This is a genomic window from Acinetobacter sp. AOR18_HL (genome assembly GCF_027855145.1).
Lineage (GTDB): Bacteria > Pseudomonadota > Gammaproteobacteria > Pseudomonadales > Moraxellaceae > Acinetobacter > Acinetobacter pittii.
Map to the genome: position 1 here is coordinate 36,356 of NZ_JAKTIG010000012.1, position 12,880 is coordinate 49,235.

At 38.2% G+C, this 12,880-nt stretch carries 10 protein-coding genes; 8 read left to right on the forward strand and 2 right to left on the reverse strand.

The features are described 5' to 3' along the window. Nucleotides 1-115: 115 nt before the first annotated feature. Entirely contained in the window at nucleotides 116-679 is a 564-nt protein-coding gene (locus tag MKL51_RS03250) for a hypothetical protein (protein ID WP_017481703.1), read from the forward strand. Between the two features lie 53 nt (nucleotides 680-732). Here the strand turns inward: MKL51_RS03250 and MKL51_RS03255 are convergent, their stop codons facing one another. Both MKL51_RS03255 and MKL51_RS03260 read right to left on the reverse strand, forming a co-directional pair. Then, nucleotides 733-1,263, reverse strand: a complete 531-nt coding sequence (locus MKL51_RS03255) for a hypothetical protein (protein ID WP_017481702.1) — start codon at nucleotides 1,261-1,263, stop codon at nucleotides 733-735. Between the two features lie 26 nt (nucleotides 1,264-1,289). Beyond that, entirely contained in the window at nucleotides 1,290-2,078 is a 789-nt protein-coding gene (locus MKL51_RS03260) for a class I SAM-dependent methyltransferase (RefSeq protein WP_017481701.1), read from the reverse strand. Nucleotides 2,079-2,205: 127 nt separating this feature from the next. On the opposite strand from MKL51_RS03260, the gene MKL51_RS03265 reads away from it, so the two are divergent. From MKL51_RS03265 to astB, 7 genes are all read left to right on the forward strand, one after another. Beyond that, nucleotides 2,206-3,483 (forward strand): hypothetical protein, encoded by a 1,278-nt coding sequence (locus MKL51_RS03265; protein WP_017481700.1) that lies wholly within the window; start codon nucleotides 2,206-2,208, stop codon nucleotides 3,481-3,483. 413 nt (nucleotides 3,484-3,896) lie between these two features. Then, on the forward strand, nucleotides 3,897-5,330 hold the full coding sequence (locus MKL51_RS03270) for an amino acid permease (RefSeq protein WP_017481699.1): 1,434 nt from the start codon (nucleotides 3,897-3,899) through the stop codon (nucleotides 5,328-5,330). 1,035 nt (nucleotides 5,331-6,365) lie between these two features. Continuing rightward, entirely contained in the window at nucleotides 6,366-7,637 is a 1,272-nt protein-coding gene (locus MKL51_RS03275) for a Glu/Leu/Phe/Val family dehydrogenase (RefSeq protein ID WP_017481698.1), read from the forward strand. A gap of 135 nt (nucleotides 7,638-7,772) precedes the next feature. Then, complete coding sequence (locus MKL51_RS03280) at nucleotides 7,773-8,987, forward strand: aspartate aminotransferase family protein (protein ID WP_017481697.1); 1,215 nt, start codon at nucleotides 7,773-7,775, stop codon at nucleotides 8,985-8,987. A gap of 18 nt (nucleotides 8,988-9,005) precedes the next feature. Next, nucleotides 9,006-10,037, forward strand: a complete 1,032-nt coding sequence (gene astA / locus MKL51_RS03285) for an arginine N-succinyltransferase (RefSeq protein ID WP_002116871.1) — start codon at nucleotides 9,006-9,008, stop codon at nucleotides 10,035-10,037. Then, entirely contained in the window at nucleotides 10,037-11,506 is a 1,470-nt protein-coding gene (astD, locus tag MKL51_RS03290; RefSeq protein ID WP_005067186.1) for a succinylglutamate-semialdehyde dehydrogenase, read from the forward strand. The genes astA and astD overlap by 1 nt, the downstream gene beginning before the upstream one ends. 19 nt (nucleotides 11,507-11,525) lie before the next feature. Continuing rightward, entirely contained in the window at nucleotides 11,526-12,869 is a 1,344-nt protein-coding gene (gene astB, locus MKL51_RS03295) for an N-succinylarginine dihydrolase (protein ID WP_017481696.1), read from the forward strand. Nucleotides 12,870-12,880 lie beyond the last annotated feature (11 nt).

Sequence of the window (12,880 nt, forward strand, 5' to 3'; positions counted from 1 at the left end):
ATAGACGAAATTGATCTGTATTGTTACTAAATTTCGATATTTTTTTCATCGCTTAAAGCTATTATAAATCGAAGATCTATTCACTTTGATCGAGCAATATTTGAGGTGTAACACGATGAAAAAACAATGTTTGATGATGGGCTTACTCGCCGCGCTTGGCATGAGTTCAACATTTGCATCGACCTCAAGTGAATATAATATTGCCAATGGTTTGAGCCCGATAGAAAAAGATCAATCTATTTCTGTATTACAACCTTTTCAAGGCAATTTCAGAATCTTGGGTTCAAAAGTTTATCAAAATGATGAACAAGCTAAATTTTCTCCTATCGACTATGCAGTAAGTTGGGGATTATTTGCCCAGCCTGAAATCGCACGTCATATTTCAGTGAAACAATATGACCGTTATTTAAACTGGAAAATTCCTAAATTACCTGTTCCAGCAGAGCAAGCAATGCAAATGGTGTCTAACATGCACATCATTCCTGCCAACCCGAAAATTGCAGAGCAGATTAAACAGGTTAAACGCGGTGATCTGGTCTATCTTAAAGGTGACCTTGTCGAGATTAAGGACAAAAATTTAGTTTGGAAATCTTCACTTACGCCGACGGATACGGGTGATGGTGCATGTGAGTTATTCCGCGTTCAGGCAATTCATTGGGTTGAAAAGCAAAATATATAATTTGAAAAAAAGCCTTCATAAGTTTGAAGGCTTTTTTATAACCACTACATTGCTTATTTCTGTTGCGATGCTTTCCAATATTTTAATTGATTTTGTGCTTGTAAATAGTCGGCAAGATCATTGATCTGTTCATCTTTAGTGGCTTGCTTATCACTCAAGTGTTTTTCTTGGTTTTCCCAATATTGATAAAGTAGACCCTGAATGTAACGACCTTGCTCAGTTTTTAAATCTAAATCTTTTAACATGGTCAGAGAAGAGCGCACATTATCGAGAGTACGCTGTTGCTCAAACTCTGTAGTGAGGGTTCCAGCTTCATGCATTTTTGCTAATTCACTTTCCATCTCGTCACTCATTTCTGTAAAGCGGCGGTCATAATCCTCTAAGAGCGCAATATCGTGTGCATCATCAGCAGTGGCAGGGAAGGTCTTAACAGGTCTTTCATTTAGTTTTTCTAAAACCTGATCGGTAGATGAGGTGGCAGAAGGTTGCTCCGTCTTAGCAGGCTCATCCGCTTTTTTACAAGCAGTCAGAAATAGGCTAGAGCAAAGCAAAGACATTAATATGATTTGAGGTGTTTTCTTCATAACTTTCAACCAAACCTATTCACTAATTATTTAACGGGTAACGTACTTTTCTGAAAGTGATATGCATATGTGACATATGGAAAATCAATCTGATCTAGAGGACCTAATCCCGTAAAATCATAAACAATTTTTTCAAACTGTGCTTTGAGTTGTAATTGATCTTTTTCAGTCATTGCAGCAATAAAGCTCGTAGAGAGTAAACGTTTGCTTACGACTTGTTCGACAGAACCGTGTTGTGACTGTGTGAATGTTTGTAGGCTATCAAATACGAATAAATCTTGTTGTTCAAATACGCGTTTCCACTTTTCACTATGATAACGAGGTGTGTCACCTTCAAGTGGAAGTAGGAAGTCAGCTAAAGCCTTGACCCAATCTGTACGTTCGTCTCGTTGATTCCAAACTAGCCCTAAATGTCCTTCTGGTTTTAATACTCTATGCATTTCTGTTAGGGTATCAAGGTTGTCAAACCAGTGAAAAGATTGCGCACAAATAATGGCATCAATTTTATGATCTTCTACAGGAATTGAATGGCTAAAAGCCTGTAATGTTTTGATATCAGGATAAACTTGTTGAAGCTGCTGTAACATCTCGCCAATTGGCTCAACTGCAATAACATCTGCATGCGTTTGTTTTAAGTAGGGTAAGAATTTGCCAGTACCCGATCCAAGATCAATAACAGTAGAGTTTTCCTGTATTTGTAGGCAATTTTGCAGCCAACTTACTATTTCTGCGGGATAATTGGGTCTAACTTGCTGATATAGTTCAGCAGCTGAACTGAAGCCTTTTTGAGCGGCAGGATGTAAGGATTGTGTCATATTTTGCGCTTTTTAATCTGACTGGCATCTATAAAATAAGATACTCCGCAATCATAAATTGGCAAAACACCTATTTTGTTTCATTTTTGACGTTGTATGTGGGAGTAAATTTTCTTTCGGTGTGAGCATGGATAAGCAAATTATTTTTGAAGACGAACACATTAGAGCCATTTTTTTACCAGGCGATTCTAATACATTAGTTCTCTCTTTTGGCGATTTGATTACCCGAGCGAGTGGCTTATCTATCAATGCTGAAAAGTCTCTAATTAAATACCAATATAATGTTATTGGGGTTATGCCAAAACAAAAATCATGGTTTCCTCAAGCAAGCATGATTGAGCTGGCACAAGCAATTTCGCCTATTCTAGAAGGCTTTAAAAATATTGTGGGTTATGGCGGTTCAATGGGCGGCTATGCCGCAATCAAGTATTCTAATTTATTGAATATGAACCGTGTGATTGCATTTGTGCCTCAATATTCAATTGATCCAGAGCATGTTGAAGACCGACGCTACGCTGAGTTTTTTGATGCTATAGCAAATAAAGATATGCAGATTCAGCCGCAAGATGTCGATGCAGCACGTGAATACATTATTGTTTATGACCCTTACTTTTCAATTGATCGCGAACATTATTTAAAAATAAAAGAGCTGTTACCAAGCTTACATACGATTCATTTGCCATTTACTGGTCATGAAGCATTGTCTGTATTGGCTAGTTCAAGTTTATTACATGATTTTATTGAACATGATTTTAATGAAATCTATTTTTATCAGCAAGTTCGTAAGGTCAAAAAACAAAGTAAGTTTTACTTCCGTAATGTACTTGCGCATGTTCTTACCCAACATGATGAAATGTTGTTAAAAATATTGCGTCAAAATGATTTTCAGTTAGATGAACGTTATTTTGATAACCCCCTTAAACAGGCTATTACACGTAGTCTGATAAAAACAAATCAAGCAACTCAGTTGGACTTTCAAAAGCTCGGTATTAAAGTGCAGCGAATTCAAGAAGATGCAAATTATAGAGAAGGCTTGCAGACTAGCTTTGGTTTAATTTTGGTATTTAACCTCATCAATTCAAAGTTTGAAAGTTATACAGTAGATACTCTACTGGCGAATAAATCTTATTTGGTTCCAATTGTGGCTGAGCAAACTGGTGTAGTGCACATTGAATTAAATAATGAAATTTATTTGTTAGCGATGAATGATCGTAAGATTATTAAATTGTTCAAGCGTGAAGAGCCCTTAACATCGGATGTGAGTCCGTTTGTAATCAAAAAATATTCGGATTCTTTAGCGATTAGCTATAAGCAACTAAATTTATCTTGTGATGAACAAGGACTGTGTGAATTTACGGAAGGTTCAATTCAACCTACAGAACAGTTGACCACCATCTGCTATTAAAACTTTATAGTGTTTAAATAAAGCTCAGACCTTTAGGTTTGGGCTTTATTTTTTGCTTAAAAAATATTTTTTTATAAACTTATTTGTATATTATTTTAAAACTCATTATTTAAATAAATAGTAGGTTTATTATATAGTGATCTGCTGTATTTAAAGTAGGCATAAGCAGTAATATATATAAATGCTATATTTAAAGATAAATGGGTTTTTGTATTACATAAATTGTCGAAATAATATGAGATTAATTAAAATACAGATATAGCTATAAAAAAATATAACTAAATGTTTTTTCTATATATTTTATTTTTACATGAAGAGCTTGGTTAAAATAAGTTCACTATTCAAAGATAATTGCATATTTATTTTTTTCTCCTAAAATGATTTTTTACTAAATTGTCGTTACAGTTTTTTATATGCAATCATTAAATTATCGGAATAATGATGCATCGCAACATGGAAGTTCTGCACCTTTGAAACGAGCAATGAGTACTCGACATTTGGTGATGATCTCCCTTGGCGGTGCCATAGGTACAGGTCTTTTTTTAGGGTCTGGTGATGTAATTTCCCAAGCAGGCCCAATTGGCGCAATTATTTCTTATTTTTTGGGCGGTTTAATTGCCTATACCGTGATGTTATGCCTTGGTGAACTTGCGGTTCATGTGCCGGAATCAGGTTCTTTTGGTGAATACGCACGTCGTTATATTGGTCCGGGTACGGGCTATATGATTACTTGGCTCTATTGGTTAACTTGGACTGCAACTTTAGGGACTGAGTTTACTGCAGCGGCTTTATTGGTGCAGGAGTGGTTTCCATCTACCTCGGTATGGGCTTGGACTCTTTTTTTTGGTGCCTTAGTTTTTTTCCTTAATATCAGTTCAACTCGATTATTTGCCGAATCTGAATTCTGGTTGGCACTCGTTAAAGTTATTACAATCATCTGTTTTATTGGTTTGGGTCTACTGGCAATTTTTGGTTTTATTCCTTACCACGGACATGAAACAGCGCCATTATTTAGTAACCTGACTGCCCACGGTTGGTTCCCAAACGGTCTCTTCCCAATTTTTGCCACTATGCTTATTGTTAACTTTGCTTTTTCGGGCACAGAATTAATTGGGGTAGCGGCGGGGGAAGCTGAGAATCCAGCACAGACAGTTCCTAAAGCAATCAATGCGGCTATTTGGCGGTTACTAATTTTCTTTGTTGGTACAATTGTGGTGATTAGTTCATTACTGCCGTTTCAGCTTGCAGGCCTTAGTGCAAATGAAGTAAGTAATAGTCCTTTTGTGACGGTATTTAACTATATTGGTATTCCATATGCAGAAGATATTATCCGCTTTGTAATTATTACGGCTTTACTTTCTGCTGCAAATTCTGGTTTGTTTGCTGCTTCACGTATGATGTGGTCGCTTTCGGCGAAAAATCAATTACCAAAAATATTTTCTAAATTAACTCCTTCTGGAACACCGATTGTTGCCATTACTGTAACTATGTTTGGTGCAATTCCTGGATTGCTTTCAGAACAATTCGCACCAGAAACAATTTTTAAGAATCTATTGGGGGTTGCAGCTTTTACGATGGTTGTGGTTTGGATTGCGATTTGTATTTCGCAGTTTAACTTTCGTAGACAGTGGTATAAGTCAGGAAAAACAGCAAAAGATTTGCGTTTCGCGGCACCTCTTTTCCCTCTTACCCCAATTGTGGGTGGGTTGTTCTGTCTCGTTACCTGCATCAGTATGGTCTTTGACCCATCCATGCAAGTTGGTTTTATCTGTTGTATTGTTTTTATACTTCTATGCTATGCAAGCTACTTCATTTTTTATCGAAAGAAAGATCTGGTGCAGAGCTGAGCTTTCTAGAGTCTAAAGAATGTCTTTTTAAAGGTCCCGTAAGGGGCCTTTTTTGTGTCTTACTGGAAGTTAAAAAAGAAGGAATTTATATATTTTTTTTAAAAATGAAGTTTTATTTTTAATCATGAAAACAAATATTGTTTTGTAAAATTACCATTTATCGGATTCTTATTAATATTTATTTATTATTAATATTTGATTAAGTCTATGTTTAGCTTGGTTATTTGATAAAGAGGTTTTTGGGATTTTATGAAATATGAATTAGAAATGGACTTATTATGGATTTAATGTAGAGAAGGTATAATTTTTTGACAATTTTATGAAGATAATTAATTTTTAAGTTATTGTTATTTATGGTTTAAATTTGGTATATTTTTTAAAATTATGATTTTATGTTTTCTATAAATTTTTTTTATTAAAGTTAAGCTTTTTTTAATATTTGTTGTTTTTTTATTATAAGGGTTAGTACGATTTGATTATTTTTTCTCTGCTTATTTATTTTAAAATGTTCTAAATGAGTGTGCTCTATGCTATATTTATTGGAAGATTTTATAGCTATGTTCCGGCTTAATTTTAAGCGGTATGTGTAGAGATAATTAATCTGTAGCATTATTGAACAATGTTTATTTTTAAAAAGACTAATGGAGGGATCTATCGATTAGTCAAAATAATTTTTATGGACATATGATTTTTTTATAAATCATCGTTCTTTTTAACTCCCAAACGGTTATGCCATTTCTTTTGTATTTATATTTCAGCCGACTGGATTAAGTGGGTTGTGGTTAAACTTTGCTTTTATAAAGATAGCTTTATAAACAGTAAGTTAAATGAAAGAAAGCTTGTAAAAGATATCGATATATAAAAGTAGATCATACTTTTAGTATCAACAAATGGAATTTAAAAAACCTAATGCTTTAGAAGAGCAGAAGGTTTAGTAAATAAACTAAAACTTTGTTATTGCAAAGTTTTAGTTGCTGAATAATAAAGACTACGGATTTATCAAATCTGAGTCTATGAAGGTATATAGGAAAAAAGATGTCAGATCTTTCATACGTAAACGAACATAGCGATGCATGGCAAACTTACTTGGCACAAATTGACCGTGTAGCGCCATATTTAGAACACTTAGCTGATTATATTGATACTTTAAAACGTCCTAAGCGTGCGCTTATTGTTGACGTGCCAATCGTGATGGATGACGGTTCGATCCAGCACTTTGAAGGTTACCGTGTACAACACAACTTGTCTCGTGGTCCGGGTAAAGGCGGTGTTCGCTACCATCCAAATGTTGATTTGAATGAAGTAATGGCGTTGTCTGCATGGATGACAATTAAAACTGCTGTTTTGAACTTGCCATTTGGCGGTGCAAAAGGTGGTATCCGTGTTGATCCACGTAAATTATCAACTCGTGAATTAGAGCGTTTGACTCGTCGTTATACGACTGAAATTGGTCATATTATTGGGCCTCAAAAAGATATTCCTGCTCCAGACGTTGGTACTAATGCCAATATCATGGGTTGGATGATGGATACTTATTCTACTAGCCAAGGTCACACTGTAACTGGTGTTGTAACTGGTAAACCAGTTCACTTAGGCGGTTCTTTAGGTCGTGTGAAAGCAACTGGTCGTGGCGTATTCGTTACAGGTCGTGAAGTAGCAGCAAAAATTAATTTACCAATTGAAGGCGCGAAAGTTGCTATTCAAGGTTTTGGTAACGTAGGTAGTGAAGCAGCTTTCTTATTTGTTGAATCAAAAGCGAAAGTTACGCACGTTCAAGATCACACTGGCACAATTTTCAATGCTGATGGTATTGATCTTGAAGCATTACGTGATCACGTAAATGCAAACCAAGGTGTTGGTGGCTTTGCTGGCGCGCAATCAATTGCTGACGAAGATTTCTGGACAGCTGAAGTTGACATTATTGTTCCAGCTGCACTAGAAGGCCAAATCACTGTTGAACGTGCTCAAAAACTTAAAGCTAAGTTGATTTTAGAAGGCGCAAACGGCCCGACATATCCTAAAGCTGAAGATGTATTAGTTGAGCGTGGCATTGTTGTAGTTCCTGACGTGGTATGTAACGCCGGCGGTGTAACTGTAAGTTACTTCGAATGGGTTCAAGACATGGCGAGCTACTTCTGGAGCGAAGAAGAAATCAACGAGCGTTTAGACAAGTTGATGGTTCAAGCTATGGATGACGTTTGGAATACAGCGAACAGCAACGCTTGTACTTTACGTACAGCAGCTTACATCTTGGCATGTGAGCGTATCTTAAAAGCTCGTAAAGAACGCGGTATTTTCCCAGGCTAATCTGCGGAAATTACTTTAGAAAAAGTGGTTTGAGCAAATATAAAGGATGTTATAGGGTTTATTTGCTCATTCCCTTTTTCTGAATTATTCAAATTTAAGTGTTATCGAATATATTAAATAAATACTGAGGTAAGCATGGAACAGCCAATTTCTGTAACTCGAAGCAACTTTAACGACTGGATGGTTCCAGTTTTTGCACCGGCAAATTTCATTCCGGTACGTGGAGAGGGTTCACGTATTTGGGATCAAGAAAATAAAGAATATATCGATTTTGCAGGCGGGATTGCAGTAAACGCATTAGGTCATGCGCATCCAGTGGCAGTGAATGCTTTAACAGAACAAGCAACAAAACTTTGGCATGTCGGTAACGGTTATACAAATGAACCCGTTCTACGCCTTGCAAAACAACTCACCGAAAATACATTTGCAGACAAGGTTTTCTTCTGTAACTCAGGTGCAGAAGCGAACGAAGCGGCATTAAAACTGGCGCGTAAAGTTGGACTCGACAGCGGCGTTACTGGCAAAAGTGGCATTGTGGCATTTAACAATGCGTTCCACGGCCGTACCTTATTTACCGTTTCAGCAGGTGGTCAACCTAAATATTCACAAGACTTTGCACCTCTTCCAAACGGTATCAACCATGTTGCCTTTAATGATTTAGAAGCTGCAAAAGCGGTAATTAATGAGCAAACATGTGCAGTCATTGTTGAACCGATCCAAGGTGAAGGCGGCGTTATTCCTGCTGACATCGAATTTTTAAAAGGTTTACGTGCACTGTGTGATGAGTTTGGTGCCTTACTTATTTTTGATGAAGTACAAACCGGTGTAGGCCGTACAGGCGCACTGTATGCCTACATGAACTCTGGTGTTATTCCCGATGTGTTAACAACTGCAAAAGCACTAGGCGGTGGTTTCCCAGTGGGTGCAATGTTAACAACAGATAAGTTTGCTCCGCATTTTTCAGTGGGTACACATGGTACGACTTATGGTGGTAACCCGTTAGCAAGTGCAGTTGCAGGTGCAGTATTTGAGTTTATTAATACGCCTGAAGTGCTTGAGGGTGTAAAACATCGTCATCAATATTTCATCGACGCATTAAATAAATTAAATGCTGAGTACTCGATTTTTGAAGAAATTCGTGGTCAGGGCTTACTCATTGGTTGTGTATTAAAAGCTGAGTATGCAGGGAAAGCGAAAGACATTACCACATGGGCAGGCGAAGAAGGTTTACTTGCTTTAATCGCAGGACCTAACGTGGTTCGTTTTACACCGTCTCTAATTATTCCTGAACAAGATATTGATGAAGGAATTGCTCGTTTAAAACGCGCATTGGCAAAGTTGGCTAAATAAAAAAAAGGAAAGCTAGCCATGATGATCGTCCGTCATGCCGAGTTTCGAGACCTTGAAGATATTTATAAATTAGCAGGTAAGTCGGGTGTAGGCCTGACTTCCTTGCCACAAAATATGGATACACTTTCGGCTCGAATCTCACGTACTCGCAATACTTTAAATGGCAATGTCCATAAAAGTGAACAAGGTTATCTGTTTGTTCTCGAAGATACAGAAGCTCAACGTGTTATTGGTTTAAGCGCAATTGAAGTTGCTGTTGGACTCATTGAACCTTGGTACAACTTTCATGTTGGTACTCAAGTACACGCTTCAAAAGCATTAAATGTCTATAAGTCATTACCTACTTTATTTTTAAGTAATGACAGAACAGGTAGTAGTGAACTCTGTACATTATTTTTAGATCCAGAGCGTCGTGAAAACCAAAATGGTAAATTCTTATCGAAAATCCGTTTTATGTTTATCGCTGCCTTTAAGCAATATTTCGAGAAAAAGTTAATTGCTGAAATGCGGGGTTTCTCAGACGAAAATGGATGTTCTCCATTTTGGGATGCGATTGGTCACCATTTCTTTAATATGGATTTTTCAACAGCAGACTATTTAAGTGGAATTGGGCAAAAAGTGTTTATTGCAGAGCTTATGCCACGTTTCCCAGTCTATGTAGATCTCTTGCCAAAAGATGCGCAAGAGGTAATTGGAAAAATGCATCCACAAACTTTACCTGCTTATCATGTGCTTGAGTCGGAAGGCTTACGCTATCAAGGATATGTCGATATTTTTGATGCGGGTCCAACCATTGAAGCCAATATTGATGAATTGCGAGCAGTAAAAGAAAGTCAGTTACTAAACGTCAAAATTACAAGTGAAGCTGCGGTCGGTAAGACCCAATATCTCATTGCCAATGATAATTATCATGACTATAAGGCAATGTTGTTAAAGCTTGATCTTGTTGATAACACAATAAATTTAACACATGAACAAGCTGAAAAACTCGGTGTACAAGAAGGTCACGTTGTTCGTGTGTTATCACTAAATCCAATGGAAGTATCCTGATGTCAAACTCTTTATTTATAAACGGTGTCTGGTTACAAGGCAGCGGCGCAACATTTGAAAAAACAAATCCAGTTGATAACCAAACTGTATGGTCAGGTGCCGAGGCTACTGCTACTGATGTAGAGCAAGCTTGTCAGGCAGCGCGTACTGCGTTTCCAGCTTGGGCGCGTTTACCCCTTGCAGAACGTGTAGCGATTGTTGAAAAATTTGCCGCTTTGCTTGAAGAAAATAAAAAGCATTTAGCAGAAGTCATTAGCCAAGAAACCAGTAAGCCATTTTGGGAAACTTTAACTGAAGTTCAATCAATGATTGGCAAGGTTGCGATTTCGATTCGTGCTTACCACCAGCGTACAGGCGAAAGCTCAACTGAAATGGCCGATGGTGTAGCATCTTTACGTCATCGTCCGCATGGTGTACTTGCGGTTTTCGGCCCATATAACTTCCCGGGCCATCTACCAAATGGGCATATTGTTCCTGCATTACTTGCTGGCAACACAGTTGTATTTAAACCAAGTGAATTAACGCCATGGACTGCTGAAGAAACTGTAAAACTTTGGCAGCAAGCTGGCCTGCCAAATGGTGTGATGAACTTGGTTCAAGGTGGACGTACCACGGGTGAAGCGCTAGCTGCTTCACATGAAATTGATGGTTTATTGTTTACTGGAAGTGCAAACACTGGTTATCACTTGCATAAGCAAATGGCAGGTGCACCTGAAAAAATTCTTGCGCTTGAAATGGGCGGCAATAATGCATTGATTATTGATGAAATTATCGATGTTGATGCAGTAGTTAATCTTGCTATTCAATCTGCTTTTGTATCGGCAGGTCAGCGTTGTACATGTGCGCGCCGTATTTTGGTAAAAAATGGTGCTGAAGGTGATGCATTTATTCAACGTTTTGTTGAAGTTGCTAAAAACCTAAAAGTTGGCCGTTGGAACGACGAGCAACAACCATTTATGGGTGGTGTGATTTCATCAGTTGCTGCAACAAACATGATGCATGCTCAGCAAAAATTACTTGAGTTGGGTGCAAAAAGTTTATTAGCCATGACACGTCCTCAAGAAGACAGCTCGCTACTTACTCCGGGTATTGTTGATGTAACAGGCGTGAAAGATATTCCGGATGAAGAATATTTTGGTCCGCTTACGACCATTCAACGTTATGACAACTTTGATGAAGCATTAAAAATTGCTAACGCAACTCGTTTTGGCTTGTCAGTTGGTTTGGTTTCACCAAAACGTGAACTGTTTGATGACTTACTTATTGAAGCGCGTGCCGGTATTGTGAATTGGAACAAGCCATTAACTGGGGCTTCAAGTGCTGCACCGTTTGGTGGTGTAGGGGCGTCAGGTAATCACCGCGCGAGTGCTTTTTACGCTGCCGACTATTGTGCTTGGCCAATGGCATCACTTGAAAGTGACAGCCTAACCTTACCAGAAAAATTATCTCCAGGGATTGTGTTGCCTTAAACACTAGGGAAAGAAAAAAATGAAAGGATATGAAGTAAACTTCGATGGTTTAGTGGGACCAACACATCACTACGCGGGTTTGTCGTTTGGTAATGAAGCATCGACAAAAAACCGTAATAATACCTCGAATCCAAAATTAGCAGCGAAACAAGGTTTGCTAAAGATGAAAGCCTTGGCTGACATGGGAATGAAACAAGGTGTACTTGCTCCGCATGAGCGTCCACATGTTCCAATGTTACGCCGTTTAGGCTTTACAGGTGATGACATTAGCGTTATTGCTCAAGCAATGCGTCATTCACCTGAACTATTGTCATCTTTAAGTTCAGCTTCTCCAATGTGGACTGCCAATGCGGCTACTGTTTCACCTTCGGCAGATAGCCAAGATGAGCGTGTGCATTTCACAGCAGCGAACCTGAACAATAAGTTTCATCGTTCAATTGAAGCTGAAACTACAAGCCGAGTTTTACAAGCCATCTTTAAAAATGAACGCCACTTTGTACACCACGAAGCCTTGCCACAAGTGGCTTTGTTTGGTGACGAAGGTGCAGCCAATCACAATCGTTTAGGGGGTGATTATGCTAAGCGCGGTGTTCAGGTGTTTGTTTATGGTCAACAACATTTAAATAATGGCTTGCCGGGACCAAAACGCTATCCGGCTCGACAAACGCGCGAGGCAAGTGAAGCAATTGCACGTTTGCACCGTTTAGATGATGCACATACCGTTTTTGTTCAGCAAAATCCGGATGTAATTGATCAGGGCGTTTTCCATAATGATGTGATCGCGGTAAGTAACCAACAGGTTTTATTCCATCACCAACATGCCTTTTTAAATCAAGATCAGGCTTTTGCTGAAATTCGTAAAAAAATGGCAAGCATCGGTGAAGACTTTATTTCGATTGAAGTGCCTGAAAACCGCGTTACTGTAGACGATGCCGTAGCAACCTATTTATTTAATAGCCAAATTTTGACTCGTCCAGATGGTGGAATGACTATTGTTGTACCGGAAGAGTCTCGTCAAAATGCAGCAGTGTGGGGCTATTTAAATGACATGATTCAAATGGGCACGCCAATTGATGCTATTCAGGTATATGACTTACGTGAAAGTATGCGTAACGGTGGTGGTCCAGCTTGTCTACGTTTACGCGTAGCTTTGAACGAAACTGAGTTGAATGCCGTAAATCCAAAAGTTCTAATGAATGATCAATTGTTTGGCACACTCAATCAATGGGTAGATAAACACTATCGTGATCGTTTAGCACAAGAAGATTTGGCTGATCCACATTTGTTAATGGAAAGCCGTATGGCACTTGACGAACTGACCAAAATTTTAGGTTTGGGTTCGGTTTATCCTTTCCAAAAATAATGAGGAGGTGA

Bases quoted from the DNA above. Each gene is read 5' to 3' on its own strand.
- astA (WP_002116871.1), top strand. From the start codon at position 9,006: ATGATGATCGTCCGTCATGCCGAGTTTCGAGACCTTGAAGATATTTAT.
- MKL51_RS03275 (WP_017481698.1), top strand. From the start codon at position 6,366: ATGTCAGATCTTTCATACGTAAACGAACATAGCGATGCATGGCAAACT.
- MKL51_RS03250 (WP_017481703.1), top strand. From the start codon at position 116: ATGAAAAAACAATGTTTGATGATGGGCTTACTCGCCGCGCTTGGCATG.
- MKL51_RS03270 (WP_017481699.1), top strand. From the start codon at position 3,897: ATGCAATCATTAAATTATCGGAATAATGATGCATCGCAACATGGAAGT.
- astB (WP_017481696.1), top strand. From the start codon at position 11,526: ATGAAAGGATATGAAGTAAACTTCGATGGTTTAGTGGGACCAACACAT.
- MKL51_RS03255 (WP_017481702.1), bottom strand. From the start codon at position 1,263: ATGAAGAAAACACCTCAAATCATATTAATGTCTTTGCTTTGCTCTAGC.
- MKL51_RS03265 (WP_017481700.1), top strand. From the start codon at position 2,206: ATGGATAAGCAAATTATTTTTGAAGACGAACACATTAGAGCCATTTTT.
- astD (WP_005067186.1), top strand. From the start codon at position 10,037: ATGTCAAACTCTTTATTTATAAACGGTGTCTGGTTACAAGGCAGCGGC.
- MKL51_RS03260 (WP_017481701.1), bottom strand. From the start codon at position 2,078: ATGACACAATCCTTACATCCTGCCGCTCAAAAAGGCTTCAGTTCAGCT.
- MKL51_RS03280 (WP_017481697.1), top strand. From the start codon at position 7,773: ATGGAACAGCCAATTTCTGTAACTCGAAGCAACTTTAACGACTGGATG.